The organism is Alteromonas sp. CH_MED4-4 (assembly GCF_037029575.1).
Taxonomy (GTDB): Bacteria; Pseudomonadota; Gammaproteobacteria; order Enterobacterales; family Alteromonadaceae; genus Alteromonas; species Alteromonas macleodii.
Genome location: NZ_JAYMEU010000002.1, coordinates 173653 through 195674, shown reverse-complemented (window position 1 = coordinate 195674; position 22022 = coordinate 173653). Strand labels below are relative to the sequence as shown.

Annotated in this window: 18 protein-coding genes and 1 pseudogene; all 19 read right to left on the bottom strand. The window is 44.9% G+C overall.

Translation table 11 applies throughout. The annotated features are described in order from the left end of the window. Positions 1-15: 15 nt before the first annotated feature. The 19 genes and pseudogenes from fliL to WA381_RS02285 all read right to left on the bottom strand — a co-directional run bounded on the left by fliL (position 16) and on the right by WA381_RS02285 (position 21953). Positions 16-555, bottom strand: coding sequence for a flagellar basal body-associated protein FliL (gene fliL / locus WA381_RS02375; protein WP_156086065.1), 540 nt, complete (start codon positions 553-555; stop codon positions 16-18). A gap of 227 nt (positions 556-782) precedes the next feature. Further along, on the bottom strand, positions 783-3098 hold the full coding sequence (locus WA381_RS02370) for a flagellar hook-length control protein FliK (protein ID WP_156086064.1): 2316 nt from the start codon (positions 3096-3098) through the stop codon (positions 783-785). Positions 3099-3449: 351 nt separating this feature from the next. Beyond that, positions 3450-3896, bottom strand: coding sequence for a flagellar export protein FliJ (gene fliJ, locus WA381_RS02365; protein ID WP_014948635.1), 447 nt, complete (start codon positions 3894-3896; stop codon positions 3450-3452). Positions 3897-3968: 72 nt separating this feature from the next. Beyond that, entirely contained in the window at positions 3969-5303 is a 1335-nt protein-coding gene (gene fliI / locus WA381_RS02360; protein WP_014948634.1) for a flagellar protein export ATPase FliI, read from the bottom strand. Next, positions 5296-6078 carry a flagellar assembly protein FliH gene (gene fliH, locus WA381_RS02355; RefSeq protein ID WP_156086063.1) on the bottom strand — a complete coding sequence of 261 codons (783 nt, stop codon included), beginning with the start codon at positions 6076-6078 and terminating at the stop codon, positions 5296-5298. Before fliH ends, fliI begins: the two co-directional genes overlap by 8 nt. A gap of 39 nt (positions 6079-6117) precedes the next feature. Next, the gene (gene fliG / locus WA381_RS02350; protein WP_014975903.1) at positions 6118-7158 is read right to left on the bottom strand and encodes a flagellar motor switch protein FliG; all 1041 of its coding nucleotides are present in this window, start codon (positions 7156-7158) and stop codon (positions 6118-6120) included. Positions 7159-7170: 12 nt separating this feature from the next. Continuing rightward, positions 7171-8865 carry a flagellar basal-body MS-ring/collar protein FliF gene (gene fliF / locus WA381_RS02345; RefSeq protein ID WP_101563697.1) on the bottom strand — a complete coding sequence of 565 codons (1695 nt, stop codon included), beginning with the start codon at positions 8863-8865 and terminating at the stop codon, positions 7171-7173. Positions 8866-8877: 12 nt separating this feature from the next. Next, the gene (fliE, locus tag WA381_RS02340) at positions 8878-9213 is read right to left on the bottom strand and encodes a flagellar hook-basal body complex protein FliE (protein WP_014948630.1); all 336 of its coding nucleotides are present in this window, start codon (positions 9211-9213) and stop codon (positions 8878-8880) included. Between the two features lie 241 nt (positions 9214-9454). Beyond that, positions 9455-10792 (bottom strand): sigma-54-dependent transcriptional regulator, encoded by a 1338-nt coding sequence (locus WA381_RS02335; protein WP_156086062.1) that lies wholly within the window; start codon positions 10790-10792, stop codon positions 9455-9457. Positions 10793-10808: 16 nt separating this feature from the next. Further along, positions 10809-11951 carry a sensor histidine kinase gene (locus WA381_RS02330; protein WP_156086061.1) on the bottom strand — a complete coding sequence of 381 codons (1143 nt, stop codon included), beginning with the start codon at positions 11949-11951 and terminating at the stop codon, positions 10809-10811. Between the two features lie 136 nt (positions 11952-12087). Next, positions 12088-13551: pseudogene (locus WA381_RS02325) on the bottom strand (sigma-54 dependent transcriptional regulator). A 163-nt stretch (positions 13552-13714) separates the two neighbouring features. Next, positions 13715-14515, bottom strand: coding sequence for a flagellin (locus WA381_RS02320; protein WP_156086060.1), 801 nt, complete (start codon positions 14513-14515; stop codon positions 13715-13717). Positions 14516-14783: 268 nt separating this feature from the next. Then, entirely contained in the window at positions 14784-14990 is a 207-nt protein-coding gene (locus WA381_RS02315; protein WP_231506422.1) for a 3-oxoacyl-[acyl-carrier-protein] synthase III C-terminal domain-containing protein, read from the bottom strand. Between the two features lie 43 nt (positions 14991-15033). Then, positions 15034-15282, bottom strand: coding sequence for a hypothetical protein (locus WA381_RS02310; RefSeq protein WP_156086059.1), 249 nt, complete (start codon positions 15280-15282; stop codon positions 15034-15036). Between the two features lie 602 nt (positions 15283-15884). After that, positions 15885-19247, bottom strand: coding sequence for a motility associated factor glycosyltransferase family protein (locus WA381_RS02305; protein ID WP_156086058.1), 3363 nt, complete (start codon positions 19245-19247; stop codon positions 15885-15887). Further along, positions 19247-19564 carry a hypothetical protein gene (locus WA381_RS02300; protein ID WP_156086057.1) on the bottom strand — a complete coding sequence of 106 codons (318 nt, stop codon included), beginning with the start codon at positions 19562-19564 and terminating at the stop codon, positions 19247-19249. The genes WA381_RS02305 and WA381_RS02300 overlap by 1 nt, the downstream gene beginning before the upstream one ends. Further along, on the bottom strand, positions 19561-19989 hold the full coding sequence (fliS, locus tag WA381_RS02295; protein WP_156086056.1) for a flagellar export chaperone FliS: 429 nt from the start codon (positions 19987-19989) through the stop codon (positions 19561-19563). Before fliS ends, WA381_RS02300 begins: the two co-directional genes overlap by 4 nt. Before the next feature lie 21 nt (positions 19990-20010). Then, on the bottom strand, positions 20011-21441 hold the full coding sequence (fliD, locus tag WA381_RS02290) for a flagellar filament capping protein FliD (protein ID WP_156086055.1): 1431 nt from the start codon (positions 21439-21441) through the stop codon (positions 20011-20013). Between the two features lie 11 nt (positions 21442-21452). Further along, positions 21453-21953: a flagellar protein FlaG gene (locus tag WA381_RS02285; RefSeq protein ID WP_156086054.1), complete on the bottom strand. Its 501-nt coding sequence runs from the start codon at positions 21951-21953 to the stop codon at positions 21453-21455. Between the last annotated feature and the right edge of the window lie 69 nt (positions 21954-22022).

Sequence of the window (22022 nt, the reverse complement as noted above, 5' to 3'; positions counted from 1 at the left end):
TACTTAGTCAATGCATTACTGCATGACAAACCCAGTGAACAATACGCGCTCAACTACATCGCTGCCCGTAATGTCCTTTAATGCTTTTTGTACTTCTGTTACTGCCTGCTCGCGAAGCTCAATTTTACCGGCTTCGGTAACCAGATCGTCTGCGTTTGAAGTACTAAAAGCCTGTAGTAATGTCCCTTCAATTAGCGGTATATGCATCTTCGCCAGCTCTTCATTGTCAGAACCGCGCACAAGCAACTGCACTTTTATCTGAACCAATCTGTCTCTTCCTGCGCCCGGTACGTTAAAAACAAATGGTCGCGGCATCGCTACGTAAAGCGCAGTGCCCATTTCAGCCTTCCCTGCTGCTGATGCTGGTGCACTTGCAGCCGCTGCGGCGGCATCAGTCTCGGCAAGCTGTTCGGCTGCTGGCTCATCAGCGCCTGCAAACATTAAGAAATAGGCTGCGGCACCGCCTCCTAAAAGAACCACAGCGATAATGATGATCAACATCATTTTGCCTTTCTTTTTGCCGCCTTCTTCTACTTGTAATTCTTCTTCAGCCATGTGTAACTCGTCAGTAATGCTCGGAAAAAACGTATTATCAAGGTTCCGTCAAAAATGGCAATGCCATTATTTGAGGAAAACAATATGTGTACGGGTAATTTTTTGCGTCTTCACGCTTCCTATTTCCCTCTAATACCACCTACTGCTCACTCCCTTCATTCAAAACATAGCAGCGTTTACGTATTCTCTCTATGCGACCTATTGGTAATAATTCATACGGGATGTGGTTAAGCGTAAAAGTCTATACCGCCCTTGTCCGCGCGCGAAATCGACTGTTCAATAACCCGCATGCCATCCGTGTCGTCTACACCGTCATTTTCTCCACGATCCCCAGCTCCCTGACCTTGGTGACTGCTTCCTGCAAGTTGCTGGCCATTTTCTTGACCAGAAGAACTATCTTTCCTAACTTGGGCGTCGCCTAACTCAATACCTTGTTCTGAGAGCATATCCCTTAGCTTAGGCATAGCATCGGCCAACGCATCTTTAGCTTGCTGTGATTGCACAACAAAGCTCACGCTTGCAGCGTCACCCGCCACATTTACTCTCACCTGCATACTGCCAAGCTCGGGAGGATCTAAGCGAATTTCAGCCATGGTATTTCGCGCATTAACCATCCAGCGAATTTTCTCACCAAGCTGCTGCTGGCCGTCGCTCTTATGAATATTGACCGCTTTATCAAAACCTTCAAACTGCTGCTGAGTTTTTGACGCTTCAGCGCGAAGCTGAGAGTTTTCCTGCATAACCGATTCAGTTGGATTAACCAATCCAGCAATAGCGTGTTGAGCACTTGCTTGAGTTTGCGTCATCAAATTTAAGAATTGACTGGCTTGACCGTCTACACGCGCTGTCATTGAAGCAACCACATCAGCACTTACCGCAGCATCTTTTGCGGCATCGGCAACAATAGTTGATAAATCAATGCCAGGCTCTCTACCTTGCTGGACTTGTTGCTGAAACTCGTTAATGCCAGCGATAATGTTAGCCTTCACCGCTTGTTGCTGTGCACCACCAGGCAGAGCCGCGACTACACGCTCTGCAAACGCTTCTGTTGCCTTTTGCGCGCTTTGTGGCGATAGCTCACTTATCGCTGAAAGCAGGTCGCTTGAAATTTCTGTAGCACCAAAAGAATCAACTACCTTGGTTTGCTCACCGCTGTTTTCAACGTTTAACAGCCCCTCAGATGATGCTGACTTAGCGTCGTTTGATGCTGCTGTATTAACCGCCACGCTGCCGGCAACAGCTGTCTCTGAAGTTAACTCGGCCAATAACTCTTGAGCCTCGGCGAGATTGTCATCAAGAGATTTTGCCTGAATATTGTTAAGTTCATCTGCTAGTAGACTTAGTACGAGCGATTCATCGGCTGATTTTTTGCCGCTTTCAGATAGCCCATTTAACGTTTCTAACATACCGCTTAATGCATTTGCGGCTTCAGTGTCTGACACTAGACCTTGCTCAGGATTTTCTGTGTTCTCAGTCTGCATGAGCTTGGCAATTAATGCTGAAAGCTCATTGTCATTTTTTACTTTTTTATCTGAATTAGTATTGATATCGGTTTGCGCATTTGAAGACGCATTGTTCGCTTCACTATCACTTCCACTCTGTTGATTGTTAGCGTTGCCACCAATAAGAAGTGAAGTTAGTGCAGTGAGTGTTTGTTGTGCTTCAGACGACAGGGATTCGATGGCTAATTCACCATCATTGTTACTATTAAGTTGCGACAAAAGATGAGCCATGACCGATGGCATATCGCTCGCATCCACATCCTCCGGAAGCTTCCAAAGTTTTCCGCTTTCTTTTATAGATACGACGTTAACTGCCTCGCCCGCAGCTTCAGAGATACCCTTATCTTCTGCGGTACCTGATTCACCTGAAGATTCGTCACTTTTTCCAAAACGATTGGCTACCGTCTCAACGTAGGCAATCCAGTCTGGCTCGCCGTCGTCTTTGCTTGGCTTTCCGTCTGGCGTGCCAGGTGAGGTTATAACGCCAGCCTCGGCATCTTTCCTGCCGCCTTCTCCAATGACATACTGCGCGTCGGTCACGTTTTTTTGTTCAACGGCGCCTTCAGCGTCGTCAATAACGAGCTTGGTATTTTCACCGTCAGTTGAAGGCTGCGTTGTCGTTGCTGAACCTTGCGCAACCTCGTGTGCACCAAGCGTTGCATTTTCTTCTTGATTTGCATTATGAGAGTCAGCTTCAGACTCAGCTGGAATATCTGTCACTTCGTCACGAACAGGTAAATCCGTATGTCCCGCATCGCGGTCTTTACCATTTTTGATCGTGTCACTGGAGACTGAAGATTGGGGAGCCGCTCTGTCCGAACGGTTTGCTGTTCGAGATTGAGCAACCTGATCTTCTTTTTCGTTTAAAACAAAATCTGACTTGGTCGTTTTCGCGTCTTGATAAAGTCGGTTAAATGCTTGGTTATTTTCATTGTTCGCTTGTTGCTGAGTTCCGATACCCGTTCCAACGGCTTTCGCCGTACCAGAAGCAGAGAATGGTAATGCGGCAATGTCTGTTTTATGTGCGGCAACTTGTTGCATATTGTCCTACCGTCCTACATTTAAATCGTCTTTCACCAAGAAGACGTATCGTGATGCGAATGATTCACGTGGCGTTTTATTACAAAAAACTTGATGCCATTTCATCGCAAACCCACCAATGCTTACTTTAATTACAATCACTTAGCATTACTTAGTCAGCATGTATCGCTATGATTTTTCGCTACGGCCCTTAGTCGCCCTCGCTGAATTTCAAACGCTATACTGTGTGATGAAACTCAAAGAAACGATGATTTACCGTAGTAGCGATTGCAAAGTAATTACGTCGCGCTAGTACATTATGAAATGGTTTTTGCAAGGGTTGAGCCAAAGTGGCAGAGGCTCGACTAATTATCAGAAAGGCGAGCGCTTAGCTCTGAAAAATCGTTGGGTCGCGAACTCATCCATCATGGCCTGCTCAGCTCTGGCTTCTTTTTTCTGCTCTGCCAACTTTTTCTTATCTAGCAACAAGGTAACAGCTTTCACTTTTTGTTGTTGCTTTAGCCAAAGTTGCTTTCGCTGATCCGCCGCCATTTGTGCACGAGCAATCACTTGCATCTGTTGTTCGCATGCTTTATCCAGTTTTCCAACGAAGGATAAATGCTGCTGATAATAGGTGGCGGTAACACCTGCTTGACCGGTTTGTTGAATACCTTTTATGTAGTCAATGCGGTACTGCTCAAGACTGGTTAGCTTTTGCTTTTGCTGATTAACGTTCTGTTGGGCCTGTTTGTAGTATCGGGCTTCTCGCTGCTCTTTTTCGCGCTCGAATTCGGCTAAACGTTCTAGTTGTTTAGACATTATGCGATACCTTTTGGAAAGTTGACGACTTCTGGATCATAGGCAAGCTAACTTGCATTGCAGCACTATACATTAGCCTTGCCCCAGTCCTTTAGCCAGTGCAGCCATGCCTTCTAAGCTCTCGTCATACGGTATGACTTGTTTCATCCCTTGCTGCAATAAAGCGTTGATTGCAGGCTCTGCGCGAATTGCCAGATCAATACGCGGGTCTGATCCTTTCGCATAAGCGCCAATAGAAATGAGGTCTTGGTTTTGTTTGTAGTTTGAATAAACTTGTCGAATACGACGCGCCATCAATTGATGTTCTTCGCTCACGACCATAGGCATTACACGACTTATTGACGCCTCAATATCAATAGCAGGGTAATGACCGCTGTCGGCAAGGGTTCGCGACAACACCACGTGACCATCTAATATAGCGCGAGCGGCGTCGGCTATGGGGTCTTGCAAATCGTCACCTTCGGTTAGCACCGTATAAAAAGCCGTGATAGAGCCCTGTCGTTCGCTGCCGTTACCTGCACGTTCTACTAGTGCGGGCAGCCGAGCAAACACCGAAGGCGGATAACCTTTTGTGGCCGGTGGCTCACCCACAGCCAACGCAATCTCGCGCTGCGCCATGGCATAGCGTGTTAAAGAATCAATCAGCAGCAGTACTTTCATGCCTTTATCACGAAAATATTCAGCGATAGTTACCGCCGTCTCACAGCCCTTTAAACGCATAAGCGGTGAAGTATCGGCTGGCGCTGCCACTACAACCGCCCGTTGGCGTTCTTCTTCTGTCAGTATTTCGTGGATAAACTCTTTTACTTCTCGGCCACGCTCACCTACAAGCCCAACCACGACCACATCGGCTTCACAGCCTCGGGTCATCATGCCAAGTAGCACACTTTTACCCACGCCACTTCCTGCAAAAAGCCCCATACGCTGACCAACGCCAACCGTATTTAACGCATTGATGGCACGTACGCCAACATCCATAGGGGTGTTGATTGGACGGCGAATGAGCGGGTTCATAGGAGGACGCGTGGTGGGAGCTCGCGCTTCGGCATTGATTTCACCCAGTCCGTCAAGGGGCTGACCGTTGCCATCGACCACACGACCCAACAGTCCCATACCTACCGGCAAACCGCTTTGCCGGTTTAACGGCATAACGCGACTCCCTGGCACAATACCGCGAACCGCTTCAGTGGGCATCAAATAGGTAATATCATCACCAAAGCCAACTACTTCAGCTTCTATTTCGCCTTCGATGGTTTGCACTAAACATTGACTGCCCACCGGCAGCTGGCAACCTACAGCTTCAAGGGTAAGCCCTATGCCCCGGACTAATTTTCCCGCCGCAACAACGGGTGGCGATGTCACTTGTTTAGTAAGTGATTCAAAATGGGCATGCCAAGGGCTAGTCATTAGATAAACCTTGGTTTAAAAGAAACTTATCGATAACGTCGCGGCATCGACGCTCAATCGACACATCTACGGCATTTTGCGCAGTGGTAATGTCACAGCCACCGCGTTCCATTGCTGGTGCTTCAACCAAATTCCAGCCTTTTTTGGTAATTTCCTCTTCACCAAAATGCTCTTTAACCAATTCAATATCTTCAGGATTCATATGAATTTGATAGTCAGCTTGATTAATTGGTAGCGCTTTAATACCTTCGCTTAACGCCTGCATTATAACCTGTTGGTTAGTACTTACCTCTGTTTTAATAACTGCTTTTGCAAGAGTTACGGCGAGTTTTACCAATTGATCTCGGGTTTCATCGTTGGCTTGCGAGAGTGGGTCGTGAAATTTTTCAGCAAGCATTTGCCACACTTCGGCTTGTGCCGTCATTTGCTGGCGGCCTTCTTCAAGCCCTTGTTCAAGTCCTTCGGTGTGACCTTGCTCTTTACCTTCCGCTAAACCTGCTTCAAGGCCTTGCGCTTTTCCTTCTTCAAAACCTTTTTCTTTACCTTCCTGATAACCTTCATCATAAGCAGCCTGACGTATAGCTTCTATTTCTTCAGCGGTAGGCGGCTTAATCTCTTCCTCAACTTCAGGCGGTTCATACTTCCAGTCTGAACGTTTGTTTAACGCGTTGGTCGGCTCGTTTTCTCGGGGTGCAGTGGGGTCATCAACGAAAGGTAGGTCCCATTTTTTAGCTTCATTTACTTCGTTTTCGCTGAAACTTTTTTTGGCAGTCATATGTTTACCTAGGCTGAATGAGTGACGGGACTAACGTTCCTACAGGAACTCTTCGCCGCCGCCACCACCAAGCATGATTTCACCAGAGTCAGAAAGTCGACGGGCAACAGAAAGGATCTCTTTCTGCGCAGTTTCCACTTCACTAATACGCACAGGACCAAGCGCTTCCAAGTCATCATTAAGCATTTCAGCAGCACGCTTAGACATGTTGCGCATAATTTTGTCTTTAAGCTCTTCGTCAGCACCTTTAATGGCTTTAAGCAGCGCGTCTTGCTGTACTTCGCGCAGTATGGCCTGAATACCCTTGTCGTCTACATCGACTAGATTGTCGAATACAAACATCAGGTCTTGAATTTGCTGGCTCATCTCTTCGTCTTGCTCGCGAATAGCATCCATCAACTGACCTTCTATCGCGGTATCTAGGTAGTTCATAATGTTCGCTGCAGACTTCAGGCCGCCCATTTTTGCTGCTTGTGTACCCGCTTGACCTGCAAACTGTTTCTCCATGATTTCGTTCAGCTCTTGTAGTGCAGCCGGCTGAACTTCCTCTAGATTTGCTATACGCATTAGCAAGTCGAGTCGCACTTTTTCAGGGAACTGCGCCAATATTTCAGCACTTTGTTCAGGCTCTAAATAAGACAATACGATAGTTTGAATCTGCGGGTGCTCATTGCGAATAATGCTGGCTACTTGCTTAGAATCCATCCACTTCAATGAGTCTAGGCCTTTTGCACCGCTTCCCATCAGGATTTGATCAATTAGGTTTGCGGCCTTATCTTCACCTAACGCGGCTGTGAGCGCACGTTTAACGAAGTCTTGGCTTTGGAAGCCAATGGTACTGTAATTCTGAATTTCTTCGATAAAGTGCTTATGAACCGCCGTAATTTTGGTTTGCGTCATATCGTCCACTTTTGCCATTTCAGTACCGAGCTTTTGTACTTGCTTGGGCTCTAAGTGTTTCAATATCTGGGCGGCGTCTTCTTCAGAAAGACTCAGCAGCAAGATGGCCGCTTTTTCTACGCCTTCTAATTTACTGACGTCGTATGACGGCTCGTCAACATTGGCAAGTTCTTCAGCCATAATCTTATCTCACTACTCGTCTTGCATTAACCAGCCCTTCACTACTTGGGCTGATAACTCAGGTTCATTGGCCACAAGGGCACGTACGGCTTTAAGTACATCTTCATCTTTGTGCAGGTCAGGCAGCATGAGTGAACCATCTGGCGCAAAGCCTACCTGTCCTTCGTCAAAGTCAGACGTTAACATGCTAATGGTGTCGTCGCCTAAATCTAAGCCCTCGTCTGCATCAAACTCATCGGCGTCGTTCGACTCATCAGGATTAATAAGACGACGTAGCATAGGACGAATCACGAAGATGATAAGCACTATTATAACCAAGCCACCAACAACTAGCTTAAGAATTGGTAGAAATCCGGGCTGCTCCCAAATAGGCGCGTCTTCAATTTCCCCTGCGTCCATCCGAGTAAAGGGCACGCTTACAACTTCTAACGAATCACCACGGGTAACGTCAAAGCCAATGCCGCCCTGTAAAAGCCTACGTATGTTGAGAATCTCTTCTTGTTTACGCGGTGTTGGCGTCATCGCACCGTCTTCACCCGCAACTTGGGTATAGTCCACCGCCACAGATACACTTAATCTGCGAATAACCCCTGTCTGTTTCTTGGTATGACTGATAGTGGTATCAAGTTCGTAGTTGCGCGTAGACTCTTTTGCTGTGCGCCCAGGCATAGTTTGTTGACTGCCGCCCACTGCATTTTCTGGAATATTAGAATCTAATGGAGGTTGATTAGACAGTGCACCAGGAATACCGCCAACACCGCCACCTACGCTGTTTTCTTCCATGATCATCTCACTGCGAACCGCAGGTAAATCAGGGTTGTAGCTACGCTGTGTTTGTTCCATAGCTGTAAAGTCCATGGTAACGTCAGCTTGTGCTGTGTAGTTACCTATGCCCAATACTGGAATCAGTATCGCGTCAATTTTTTCTAAGTACTCTTGCTCACGCTGGCGCTCAATCTCGTATTCTTTTCTGGCACGAGCACTCATAGAATCTTGAGAGCCTGAGTTAAGCAGACGACCATTGCTGTCTGTTACGGTTACCTTAGACGGCTCCATGTTTTGCACTGCAGACGCCACAATATCGACAACAGCATCAACCTCTTCACCTGCAATAACGGCACCGCGCTTAGCCGTTAGCACAACGGTTGCCGACGCTTTCTTCTCTCTTCGCGCAAATACGTTCTCTTTAGGCATAGCTAACAAGACACGGGCTTTTTGAATGCTTGCGATATCTTCGATAGTGGCCGCGATTTGTTGCTCGCGGGCGTGTTTTAGACGTTCCATCTCAACACGCTGGCTCACGCCAAACCCCATATCCTGCATAATGATATCGGTACCGGCATCAGAGACCTTAGTTAACCCTTGGCGGGTCATGCCTAAACGAATATTTTGGAATTCGTCACTTCTTACGTAAACAATATTGCCTTCAAGCTTATAGTCGATTTGGTTCGCATCCATATAATCGAGGGTTTCAATAAGCTCTTGGGTTTCCATTTTCGCAAGTGGACGGTAATCAGGTTCTTGCGACCAGATAAGAATAAAAATAGCGATGGCGACGCAGATTACCAAAACAACCACAAGGGCCATTTGGCGCATCATATCTGCGCTACCTAAAGTGTCCATAAAACCAGATTTGTTTTCTGGCTCATTGTCCACTGCTTGATTTTGATCAGGAACCGTAAGGTTTGTACCTGTAGCTTCAGCCATAACCTACTCCACCTACACCGGCATATTCATTATTGTTTTATAGGCTTCAAGTACTTTGTTACGTACTTGAACAGTGGCTTCAAAAGCAATGCCCGCCTTTTCTTTCGTCAGCATAACTTGAGCTAGGCTTAAGTTAGGGTCGCCCATTTCAAAACGCTGCTGCGCGTCTTTTGATTCGAGCTGCATGCCGTTTACACCATCTACCGCATTCTTTAGCATGGTCGAGAAATCACTTGCCGAGCTATTAACTTCACTAAGCGGCTGCTGTTGAGGCTCATTAACTTGAAGACGAGTTTGCCCAATCATGTTCTGCATTTCTTGATACAAACTATTGGCTTTAACGTCCATAACCACTCCTAGTGCTTTTTCGAGACCGCCTGAACATCGGCGTATAACTTATGTATAGAGGGGATTTAGCAAAGGGCTTGCCAACTTTAAAAAGCTATACATATCAATAAGATAAATCAAAAATAAGAGGGTTAGCCAAATTTATGGCGTTTGACTTAGTGTGAGCAACAAAAAACCGCCGCCTTCTTTACTACAGAGGCGACGGATAAGGACGAGGAAACCGAAAGTGTAGAAAGCGACCTTATGCGGGCACTTCAATACCGTCTTCGCGCATGCGCGCTAATTTGTAACGAAGGGTTCTTGGACTAATGCCGAGCTTTTCTGCCACATCTTTACGCTTGCCGTTACACGACACCAATGTATCGAGGATAATTTGATGTTCTTGGTAGCGCAGCTCAGACCCTAACCTATTTTCTTCAACATGCTCTTGCAGTGTTTCAACAGGTGCCGTCATGTCTTCGTCAATCATTAAATCGCCAGCATCTATTTCATTGTTCTCACAAAGAATAAGCGCTCGCTGAACCACGTTCTCTAGCTCTCGAACGTTTCCTGGCCAGCTGTATTGGGACAATTTATTGCGCGCTGCAGCACTTAATCTGATAGTACCCAAGCCCTGTGAACTGGCGTGACGCTGAACAAGGTGCTCGGCAAGCGGAACAATGTCTCCTGGGCGTTCCGATAGCGGGCGCCACCCAATAGGGAATACATTTAAGCGATAGTACAAATCTTCTCTGAACTCTCCCGCATCCGCTGCTTTTCTCAAATCTCGGTTACTTGTAGCAATAACACGGACGTTGAGCTTAACGGTTTTACGTCCGCCAAGACGCTCTACTTCGCGCTCTTGTAACACGCGTAGCAGTTTAGCTTGAAGCGCCAAATCCATCTCGGTTATTTCATCAAGTAACAGCGTACCGCCTTGGGCTTGTTCAAATTTACCCGGGCAAGCCTGAATAGCGCCGGTGAACGCACCTTTTTCGTAACCAAACAAGGTCGCTTCTAGCATGTTCTCTGGTATGGCTGCACAGTTGATGGCGACAAATGGCGCATCGCTTCGCGGCGACTGATCGTGAATATAGCGAGACAGCACTTCTTTACCCGAACCGCTTGGTCCCATTACCATCACAGTGGCGTCGGACTTCGCGACTTTGCGAGAGAGCTCAAGTAACTTCAAGCTTGAAGGGTCAGCAACAATAGGCGTGCGTGACTCTATTTTTTGAGCCGGCGCGTAGCGTCCCACTAAATTAAGCAGTACTTCTGGGGCAAACGGTTTTGATAGATAGTCTGTAGCGCCATCGCGCATTGCCTGCACGGCATCATCAATAGTGGCATAGGCTGTCATCAATAGCACCGGCATATTGGGGTACTTGGTTTTGATACTCTTAAGTAGCGTTAAACCGCTCATTTCGCCCATTTGAATATCGCTTACCACTAAATCGACGGAGCGCGAAGACAGTACCATTAACGCTTCTTCAGCACAATCAGCGGCAACAACCTCATAGTTACCTAACAGAAGGGTGTCTAGGAGTGCTTCGCGTAATCCTGCGTCATCTTCAACAATTAAAATGGTAGTTTTAGACATTATTCTCTCCTATGACCTACGCAACATGCGTCAATGTTTGTGAAGATTGAGCGTTCACCACACACGGCAAAGACACACTAAAGCACGCCCCACCTTCTGGCATATTTGATACGCTAAGCAAACCGTTGTGGGCGTTTACGACGGATTTAACCACCGCAAGTCCAAGACCCGTGCCATGAGTTTTAGTTGTGAAAAACGGTTCAAAAATTTTGTTTTTGAGTTTATCCGGTACGCCAGGACCTTTATCTATAATGGCCACTTGCAAACGTTCATCAGACACTGCAGTTTCTACGTGCACGCACTCCCCTTTCGGAGTAACTTGGCTCGCATTGTGAACAAGGTTTAATAACGCGCCCTGAAGCGCTGTAAGATTGCCGGTGATAGATACGTTTTTATCGAAGCCGCTAAAAGTTAGCGTTTGCTGTGCTTGAGCCGTCATGGTTTGGGCACTGCCTTCAATTGAAGTAAACAACTCTCCCAAGCTAATTTGGCTGACCACTTGTTCTTCCCCTGACTTAGCGAAAAGCAGCATGTCGTTAACCTGACTCTCTAGCTCTTTAAGCCTGTCAGTTAGCTTGTTTGCAAATTGAGTTTGTGCTTCTTGTCCCAAGCCTTTGCGCGTTAAATTAGACGCATAGAGCATGGCCGCAGAGAGAGGCGTACGAATTTGGTGAGCAAGGGATGCCACCATTTTTCCGAGAGAAGACAGGCGCTGCATATGACTCACGCGTGCTTGCAGCTGCCGCGTTTCGGTTAAGTCGGTAATAACAATTAATTGCCCAGGCTCATTTTCTAATGGCGTGATAGAAAGCTTCACTCGGCGACCGTCAACAAGTGAGACTTCGTGGCCGTCGTCAGCGCGGGGCTTAAATGAGCGCGTGATAATACTTCGCCACACTTCCTCTTCCAGCGGTTCACCCAACAGTGCTTTCGCTTGTTCATTGGCTTGGCGTACGATCCCTTTGCCGTCTATAACGATAACGCCCGCAGGCATTACCTGAAGTAAGTGTTCAAGTCGACTCGCCTGCAACCGCAAAGACGAAATATCGTCACTGCTTGAGGGGTCGTATTCATCACGAGATATCGCATTATCAATACTATCTAACGCATAGCTTGATGCTGAGTACTCAGTTGATTGTGGTGTGCTGTCAAAAGCCATATTGCCCTCGTCAAATTGCAGACGCTGTTAAACTATGGCTTAGATAAAGCAGAAGATGTGCCAATTCATCATTGGCTTATTTATCAATTAGATAGAGAAGAATTTAAAAGAAAAGCGTAACGTCAATTACCTGACATTACGCTTCTTCAGTGCGCTGAATATCGTATTTCCGCATTTTCTCGACAAGCGTTGTTCTGCGCATACCAAGTTTGTCGGCAGCTCGAGCCACCACCCAATCTTGATTGTCTAACGCCTGTCGAATGAGGTTTACTTCCAACTCAGAAAGGTACTCTTTGAGATTAACCCCTTCCTCAGGTAAAGATGAAGAAACCATTCCGTTCAAACCCTTATGGCTTTGCTCGTTAAGGTCTTCTTCTGGCTCTTGCGCGGCCGCTTCAGCAAAGAGTGCATTGAATGCTTCACGCTCAAGAATTTCTTCGGGATAATCAGGCTCGTAAGCCTGTATATCACCGTATTGATATTTCTCAGGTAAATCGGCGATATCAACGATTTGACCAGGATAAAGAATTGTTAAGCGTTCAACCAAGTTAGACAGCTCACGAACGTTGCCCGCCCATTCGTGCTCCATTAACGAGGCGATCGCTTGCTCGGTAAAGCGCACACCTTCCACCCCATCACCTTGGATACGGCTATTTAGCTCTTGGAGCAGTAAGGGGATATCGTCTTTTCTTTGTCTGAGTGCAGGACTATCAATCGGGAATACGTTGAGTCAGTAATACAAGTCCTCACGGAACTTGTCTTCATTGATCATGGTTTCCAAATTGCGGTGCGTCGCGGCGATGATGCGTACGTTACACTGAAGGGGTTTGTTGCCACCTACGCGCTCGAAGGTACGCTCTTGTAACACGCGCAATAATTTAACCTGCATCTGAAGCGGCATATCGCCGATTTCATCCAAAAACAACGTACCGCCTTCCGCTAACTCAAAACGGCCTTTACGCGCGCTGATTGCGCCAGTAAACGCCCCTTTTTCGTGACCAAATAGCTCGCTTTCTAGCAGCTCGCCAGGAATGGCACCGCAGTTTACCGGAATAAATGGCCCGTCTTTGCGTTCAGATAAGAAGTGAACATTACGTGCAACAACCTCTTTACCTGTTCCAGACTCACCTAGAATCAAGACAGTGGCATCAGTTGGAGCAACCTGTTCAACTAATCGACGAACTATTTGTATTTGTTCGCTTTTACCAATAAGGCTTCTAAACAGTCGCGTCTTTGTTCCCGATGTACGAGACAAGCTCGGTTTGCGCCTTGAATATTCTTGGCAACGATGGATAGCTTGGGTCAAAACGGGATAGGTTAATGGCGTTGCAATAACGCTAACGAGATTACAACCTGCTGATGCTTGGCTATTATTTTCAACCAATGCTACAAATGGTATGTGAGGAAACTTCTCAACCAGTCCACTGACTATGGCTGGCGATATGTGCTCTATAAGAACAGCATCAGCTCCACTATCTTGCAAATACCGTTCGCAATCACTAAAGCCTCGCGATTGACACGATTCTCCCATGAAGGTAACGATAGTTTCCAAGTTTTGAATAAGTTCCTGGTTGTCACTAACCAGCAAAATGTTCTTCATCAATTCCCCGAGAACGCTTTGTTATTATTTACAGTTTAGCGCATTTATAAATTGTAACGACAAAAGATCGGAGCGCAACCGCTGTTTTCGGAAATGTATCAATAAAAAAAGCAGGTTACCCTGCTTCTTTCGGTTAATTTTAGCAAAATTAACGTACGTTGGTTTAACTCAACAGTGATAAAACCTGACTTTGCTGCTGATTCGCTTGCGCTTGAACGGTTAGCGCCGCCTGACCAAGCACATCGTTTGACGCCTGCTGTGACACAGCTTGAGCAAAATCAAGATCTTGAATGCGGCTACGCGCTTCAGCGGTGTTCACGTTAGCTTGAGTAAGAGAACGCGCCGCACTTTCGAAACGGTTTTGGGTAGCACCTAAATCGCCTCGCGCGTTACCGAGCGTTTCAATTGCAGCATCAGTTGCACCTAGCGCATCTTCAATGCTGGTTCCCGACGTAATATCGATAGCCAGTACATCGTTTAATTGAGCAGCAACATCCTGTGTGTTGACGCTTATTGATTGGCCCGCACTTGAACCTGATTGGAAGTCAAGTGAGCCATTTTCAGATAATAACGGCTTGCCAGCAAAATTCGTCTGCTCAATGGTTTGGGAGATATTCTCTTGTAGCTGTGTTATTTCAGATTGGATAGCACGGCGATCGCCACTGCTCAAAACACCATTACCAGATTGTAAGGTAAGTTCGCGAATGCGGTTTACATCGTCATTGATGCTGCCTAAACCACCCTCTGCAACCTGCGCCACCGAAATTCCGTCGTAAACGTTATTAATAGCCTGGCGGTTGCCTTCTACTTCTGAAGTTAACCGATCGATGATTTGCTGGGCCGCTGCGCCGTCAGTTGCATCGTTAATTTTCTTACCACTGGCAAGCTTCTCCATCAAGGATTCTTGCTTCTCTTGCACTTGGCTGAGAAGTGAGTTACCTGAATCGGAACCTATTTTAATCATGAGGCTACCCTATTAAACTTTCACTTAATATAGTGTAGTAAATAGACAGAAGAATAACGAGTGACTGTTTTTTTAAAGAGTATGAAAATGAATACCCAACGGCTCAACGGTATCGTTACTGTTGAGTATTTCACTTTTTATTTAAGGAAGACTCGTTAAAAACTAATGGTTTATGGCATTGTTGCCGACACATGATATATTTAAACGATAATCATAAAAATCGTGGGCGATCTATGTTTGACGGCAAGTCTATATTGATAACAGGATCTTAATTCCTCTTTAATAGGCTGGTAGGCCGCTTAAACCCTACACAAAACCCGCTCAATACGAGTCGCGTTCTGTTGTCGCTATTTAAACAGTTTTCCAGTATGAGCGGAACGGATACAGAGGCAGTATTACCCATATCTTCTAAGGCTTTAATGAGTTTATTCTCGCAACCTTTGAAACGTCTTGCTATTGCATTTACGATAGCCAAGCTTCCTTCAATGACATCTCTGCATCAATCAGTTCTGTACCACCTAACCAACTAGCATGAGGGCACCAACTCCCTCGTATTTAGCGGGCTCATCCACAAATAGCTCAGTAACCTTAAAACCTGCACCTCTTTCTTTATCTAAACAATGCTCCTTATGAAGCTGCGAGATAAAGATTATCGATACGCCACGTTCAAACAGCAACTTAGCCAACGTCAGGCAGAGCATGATGCGGCTTGTTCTTATGTACTCTGCAATATCCGCGCGGAACAGCACCGTAACAGAATTGCCCACCCTTACAATCCTCGATTCTGCATCGCGCTAAATAAAAGTTCTGCTGTTCCCCATCTCCCTCGGTATCAATATCTTGTACGCGGTATCTTGGCATCAAATGCGCGCTAGCATGGTGGGAGTAGATAAGCAAGTTTTGTAGAAAAGCGTCAGCTTTTCCCCAGTAAAATTGCCCTGCGTTATGATAGGCTTCTTGTAGGTCTGGATATCGTGTTTTCATGAGCTTTTTGTCAAACATCTCAATATCGCCTTGCGGCGTGAACTAAAACGCACGCTGAATCGGGAAAGGGAAACTGGTAGCTGCAAAGTAAGAGTCTTTCTTTGCACTTTTTAGCTGTGCAGAAACGCTAACCAAACCATTAGATGTAACAAAAGGGGCAGTGGCGTACAATAATCTTATCAAGTTGCGCAGAGTTTAAAGCGGCTTCAATAGACTAAGCAATGATAGGCTTATTGCAAAAAAAGCGAAGTTTTTTTCGCAAAATACGAATGCTTCCGCCTCACGCTGGAATTATTGCTACATTCATATATATCACTGCTGTTAGCGTATTCTGATTTAGTAATTTTTGACGCTAATGGCGTGATGACTAATCAATTTAATCACGCTAAGACGGCGCCTTTTTACCGAAAATGAGTTTTGTCTCACAAAGTGATGCTTCTAACGGTCTTGGGCATAACCAAAATCTATCTCCACCTTCATTCGTCATTTCTTTATCGGCCAGAGGTTCAGAAGCTAAAGCAAACATATTATAGGTTTCAAATGATGTCATACCGCAGGAAAGTGTAGAGAAGTAACTCTCAAAGAAGCTCCCCCAATCTTTCTGCTCAAGTTTAGGGAACACTATTTTCAATTTATCGCTCGATGTTAGCGCAAGCATAGCGATAAACACGGCTTTTTCTAGAGTTTTATCATCAACGCTTTCAAATGGGCTATATATAAGGATGTCGCTTTCAGCTGGTTTGGGCCGCTCGTGTAAGGTCAATAGAAGTTCAGGGGAATTTACAATATATGCCATTCGGCTGATATTAGACTTTCGCTCTTCCAATCCTGAAACACTCGAGATAAGTTCAATCTGATAGTGGCATTGGGTATTTTCAGTGTTTTGGTTAATTTCTAGTTCTTTAAGTACGTCGCTCACAGATTCACTAACGAAGGCTACGCTTTCTCTTTTGATAAACTCTTGAAGGGCGATCTCTTGCCTTTCTCTTGTAAAACTTGAAACTGTATCAAAGGCGTTTGGATACATCGAAATACTCGTTAACGCATCGTCGAGAAAGTTATGCCAACACTCTCTTATTGCCTCAAACTTTTCCATCACAAGTTTGTCGTTCTTGAAATGCGTTAATTTACTAAAAATACTGTTTATATAGTTCGATGTGCCATTGAAGTAAAAAAACAAAATAGAGCATTTACGCAAATACGCTTCGACCAAAAATTGCCTCTGGTCGAACACCAGCTTATCGATATCTTCGCGCCCGCTAAACTCTCTCTCAGATAACGCTTTAAAATTGGTGATGTCTTCGATTAGCGCTTCGTGGTTAAAACGTTGAGCAAATCTCTGTTGGAATTCATCGGCTGGAATAGAAACATGAGCCTGAGTTTGAATCCAGTTCATAGCTGCCTGTTTGTCTTTTACTGAATTAGTAATTATTAACGCATCTTGCTCTAGTGGAGGACTACCGGCAATTTTAGCGCCGTCGTTTAAGTTATAAACGTCGGCATCACTAAACGCTGCTAGAGTTTTCTCAATCACAGATTTAGACATATTGAATTCAAACTTGGTATTTACATAGGGTCTTAAATTTCCCGGCACGACTAACGACGTGTCTACTTGCTCTTCGTGGTTGAAGAGCTCCTTGCCGTCTTTTTTATAATAGCCCGACGATTTAGAATGATGATGTTTAACATCCACCATACCTAAGTCTACCCCAAATAAATAAACTTGTTTAAAGCCCATTTCTAATACGTAATTAACAACTAGATTAGACACGGTAGGATAAGAAAAGTGAAGGTAGGGTAAATCTAACTCAGGGAAGAGTTCTCTCATTAATACCGTTGACGACTCACCCTCTTTAAACGCGAGATATGTATTTTTATAAAGCTCTGCTGTATCAGGGTGTACACCATTACAGCTGATAAAATTGATTTGTTTTAAGTACGCCTTATCACCAATTCGCGATGCCCAATCGAAAGATGCTCGGTTCGACTCCACTTCCGCATGAAAGTCAGGAACGATCCCATTAATATACATTGCCTGAAGAGCCGTACCACACGAGATAACAATTGCGTTCTCCCTCTCCCCTTTTAAAAGAGGCATTAATTTGTCGAGAGACGGGCCATTTCCTACAACAAACACGGCGACATCACCTAGTTTTTTACCCAAGGCTGGCACTCCATCTTTGCGATAAAACCCTATATTGTTTTCTACTGCCCATTGGGTATGGGCTGTCCCAAAGCGAGAGTGTTCGAAATTTTCTCCCATAGCAACAATTAAGCGTAGGTCTTCTCTTAGCTTATCAACAGCAGGAAGAAGTACCTCGTTATCATAGCCGAGTGTTAAGTAGGTATTGGCAATGATATGTGTTCCGATAGAGTGGAATTGACTTAAAAGGTCCCGTACGAGGTTAGTTCCGTCATCACCGATGTTCAGGTAAATACGATGCCGTTTTTCCTCAACTTTGGTCAGAATTGCTGCCCAATCTATCGCATACAATGAAGCAAAGAAGTAATCACGATTAGGCTCACAAACAAAGAGCTTTTCAATGTCTCGGGATTTACTTAAGGCCTCTAGCTGATAGCCGGATCCCATTCCAAAGAGAAGCATCGACTTAACAGTTTCAGGTAACTCGCCTTCTTCCTCTTCCATCCCTGTCAAATATTCTTGGATTCTTCTAACCATTTTGTGATGCGAGTGATGAATCAGCTTTCCACCTGCGTAACCTAAAATCAAGTTATCTCGGTTGGGCTGTCTGACAAACGCATTATAAGCCAATTCAGATTCATGTTTCGGACTGTCGCCATGTAGTGGTGTACAGGTCTCTATGTGAAAGAGGTTTACCTCTCCTCGTTGATTCGCTTGAGGCTCCCATTTGAGCGGAGCATAATCTTTAAATTCGTGTGCTACGTCTGGGTAGTACTTAGCAAACGCCGCTATATTTTTATCAAATGTGTCGCGGCTGAGGTTGCTTTTATCCCAATTACTTCTCGTAACTATAGGACTCCATGGCACTAAATAATCGTCGAACGGCTGTGAAGAAGGGAAGGAAAATAAACGTTGTTGTACGTTATCGATGGTTAGCTCTGACAGGCTCCTTATTACTGAGTCAAAGCTCACACTATGATAATGCTGATAGAAATAAACAGTTGTAAAAGGGCTAGCTTGCTTTAATTCACTTAAGTCTTCTAAGATCGAACTTCCGTCACGCTGGCTTTGAAAGTAAATCGCCGTCCCTTTTTCAGCGGCAACCTTAAAAATTTCCGGCCACACACCTGTGTACAAAGAGCAATGTGTGTATTCAAAATTTGGCTCGTAAAGAACAATCCTTTTGAAATTGGCTTCTTTCACTAGCTTTAAAAGGTGAATACCTAACCCCAACCCCAGCAATACCAATACGTCAGCGTTATCATCCAGAGGATAGGCTTGCCGCGAAAAGCCGTTTTCATCTAAAACTAACGGAGAACGTAAAAAAGCATCAACATGTTTGTGAACATTTGCGGTTACTTTATCGCCATAAAGTACCTTACCACTATTAAAGTCGACGATATCAAGCTCTTTATCTTTATTGACGAACACAGATGTAGACGTGCTTCGCGATTGCATTAACTGAGCACAGATAACAGGCATCACACGTTTGAAGGCTATCAGGCTTTTTTCTTTGTTCTTTTTAATCGCATATGCAGATTCAACTTCTAGTGATGACTGTTGCTCTTCATCATCTAAAAGGTAAAATTTAATGGCTTTAAGCATTATTTTTTATATCTCTTTACCGCTTTTTGCGCTCTCGAAAAGCCAACTATCTCCTCTTTTGCTGCTAACTTCAACTCAAGTGCTAAAGCTTCCAGTTCTCGGTTAATAGTTAACTCCTTTTCAGCGAAAGCTGAGCGGGCATCGTCCGAGAGTCTGCGCAACTCTCGAAGCACTAAAGAATGTCGAAGGCTAATAAGGTGATAGAATTGTTCTGTGGAGAGCGCGGCAGACTCTGACGCCACGCAACCGACAATTGCTGCGTTAACTTTACCTAAAAAAAGTGGTGTTAAAGAATGATCTAATTTATCAACGTTCAAATGGCTTGCTTACTTTCTCGTTGAGCCCGAAATGCCTCATCTTTCGCTTCTTGAGGAATTTGTACCCACGCATCTCTAATCGGTGCTAAAAGAGAAGACACTTCGTCCAACAATGCTACGTCATTATTTACGTGAGCTTCATTTAGCTTTTCAATCATAAATTCATAAAGCGCAAACATGTTTTCAGCAACTTCGCCGCCCACTTTTACATCTAACGTATCGCGCAAGTGAATAATGATAGCCGTTGCTTTAGAAATGAAAGTCGCCTTTTCTTGCAACTCTTTTCGTTCCATTGCACCTTTCGCATATGCAATCCTGTCTAACGCGCCTTGAAGCAGCATCAAGGTCAACTTGTGAGGATCTGCATTGGCAACATCTTGCTTTAAATTACCTTTTTTGTAGGCATTAATACCTTTAAGAGACATACTTTCTCCGAAACTCGTACGTTATAGTGCGGCTAATAATGCCGAGCTTGTCTGATTCAATTGTGCCACGGTCTGATCTAAGTTTAGGTATTTGTCTCGCAAAACTTGCTCATAGCTAAACATACGAAGTTCCAAGGTTTCCCTATCAGCATAGACATCTTCTCTATTCTCTTTCGCTGTTTTTTCACGCAGTGAGATAAGGCCCCCAGATGACGTGAATTCATCAACAAAATCGTAGAGACGAACTGCTATACCTTCGTTTTCATCAGTAAACAATGTGGCGATATCGTCGAAATTATCTTCCAACGCATCTTTTAGTCTGTCTTCACCAGACCCGATCCCGAAGTCTGAAGAGCTAATTTCGAGCTTTCCATCTTTATCTAGTTCTATGCCAAGTCTGAATAACCCACCAAGCTGTGAAGTAGACACGTTATCGCCAATGATAGATGATAGTCCAGACTGGATTCCTCTTAGCAATGAGTCTCCAGCAAGCGCACCATCTTCTTCTAGCTCAGATTCACCGTAACGTGTCAATGTACCTATCTCGTCGATTATTGCATTGTAATTATCAACGAAATCTCTAATTTTTTGTTCTAGCCCTTCTTTGTCGAAACCAATTTTCAATGTTGTTGACAAAAAATTGCCTGCATTATCTTTGGGTGAAATTTCGTTTACGTCAAAGGTGACGTTTTGAATCGTATTTTCAAACTTGTTCGATTCGCTTTGAACTTCAATACCATCCACGAATGCGATAGCGTTTTTCGCCGACTCAATATTAGCTGCACTGATATTACTGGTACCGCCAGCAGTTGAAAGTCTGTCTAGTTCTGCAGCGCCTGTGTCATTGTTGATAACTAGATCATTACCTTCACCGGTCTCTTCAGACAAAAACACCAAACGAGGCCCTTCGGCAGTACCTGTATCTATAATATTTGCGGTTACACCGAAATTATCGTCTGCGCTGTTGATCGCTTCTCTGAGGTCTACAAGAGATGTGCTAGAATCGACGTTGATAGTAAATGAATCGCCACCAGGAATACTAAAGGTTAACGAACCTGTTCCAGAACTTAAAACAGGGTCTGTGCTTGAAGTAAACGCTCCCGCGTCTGTCGTTATGCGACTTCCCGATGCTAGCTGTTGCACGGTAATATCATAACTTCCGCGCAAGGCTGAGCTCGATGCTTCGGCCGATAGCACGTCATCATCTTCAGAAGGGTTAACGATTGTAGGCTCTCGACCGTTTATATCAGTATCGCTACGCAAATCGTCTACCGCATCTTTAAAATCTGACAGCTTTGACTTTATCTGACCAAGAGCAGATATTTCAGCTTCGATCTGTTCTTCTTTAGCATTTAGCCTTTCCTCTTTAGGCAACCTTTCAGCGTCTAAAAGCTGCTGAACAAGATCATCAAGGGCTAAACCTGAACCCACACCTAGCGACTGAATAGTCATAACCTACCTCGTTAAACCTGACTGTTGATAAACACCCCTACGCTATTCCCTACATCCTGCTGTAGTTCTTGGATTCTTTCGGCAAGCTTTAAAAGCTCCTCGGAAGGAATCTGCCGAATAACGTCTCCAGATTGACCGTCTTTAACCGTTACTACTGACCGATTAGTATTTTCGTCGATCGAAAAAATTAAGTCCCTGTTTTGAATAGTTAGAAATGATTCAACTTTTGTTACTGCCTCTTCGAGTTTAGCAGTATTCCTCTCTTCACCTTGGTTATCGGCGTCTTGAGATAAACCTTGAGACGAATTTTCCTTTTTTAATTCAGCATTCACTTGCTGAGTTAAAGGCGCCTTTGTAAGTTCATCTGTATTGATACCGCCGCTTTGCACTTCTTTAGGTGAACTTAGATTATCCCTTACCGATTGTGCAGTATTGGCAGCACTATCCGTCGATGCGCCTACTCGTCCCTTTGATGCAAAAGGCTGACCACTTTGAATATTCGGTATTTCCACGTTTCTACCCCCTTCTGAAACGACAAAACGGGAGCCTGCCTAAGCAAGCACCCGCTACATCTCAACTAA

Bases quoted from the DNA above. Each gene is read 5' to 3' on its own strand.
- fliF (WP_101563697.1), bottom strand. From the start codon at position 8,865: ATGGCTGAAGCTACAGGTACAAACCTTACGGTTCCTGATCAAAATCAA.
- WA381_RS02335 (WP_156086062.1), bottom strand. From the start codon at position 10,792: ATGTCTAAAACTACCATTTTAATTGTTGAAGATGACGCAGGATTACGC.
- WA381_RS02370 (WP_156086064.1), bottom strand. From the start codon at position 3,098: ATGCAACAAGTTGCCGCACATAAAACAGACATTGCCGCATTACCATTC.
- fliH (WP_156086063.1), bottom strand. From the start codon at position 6,078: ATGACTGCCAAAAAAAGTTTCAGCGAAAACGAAGTAAATGAAGCTAAA.
- WA381_RS02320 (WP_156086060.1), bottom strand. From the start codon at position 14,515: ATGATTAAAATAGGTTCCGATTCAGGTAACTCACTTCTCAGCCAAGTG.
- fliL (WP_156086065.1), bottom strand. From the start codon at position 555: ATGGCTGAAGAAGAATTACAAGTAGAAGAAGGCGGCAAAAAGAAAGGC.
- fliI (WP_014948634.1), bottom strand. From the start codon at position 5,303: ATGACTAGCCCTTGGCATGCCCATTTTGAATCACTTACTAAACAAGTG.
- fliD (WP_156086055.1), bottom strand. From the start codon at position 21,441: ATGACTATTCAGTCGCTAGGTGTGGGTTCAGGTTTAGCCCTTGATGAT.
- fliJ (WP_014948635.1), bottom strand. From the start codon at position 3,896: ATGTCTAAACAACTAGAACGTTTAGCCGAATTCGAGCGCGAAAAAGAG.
- fliS (WP_156086056.1), bottom strand. From the start codon at position 19,989: ATGTCTCTTAAAGGTATTAATGCCTACAAAAAAGGTAATTTAAAGCAA.
- WA381_RS02305 (WP_156086058.1), bottom strand. From the start codon at position 19,247: ATGCTTAAAGCCATTAAATTTTACCTTTTAGATGATGAAGAGCAACAG.
- WA381_RS02330 (WP_156086061.1), bottom strand. From the start codon at position 11,951: ATGGCTTTTGACAGCACACCACAATCAACTGAGTACTCAGCATCAAGC.
- fliG (WP_014975903.1), bottom strand. From the start codon at position 7,158: ATGGCTGAAGAACTTGCCAATGTTGACGAGCCGTCATACGACGTCAGT.
- fliE (WP_014948630.1), bottom strand. From the start codon at position 9,213: ATGGACGTTAAAGCCAATAGTTTGTATCAAGAAATGCAGAACATGATT.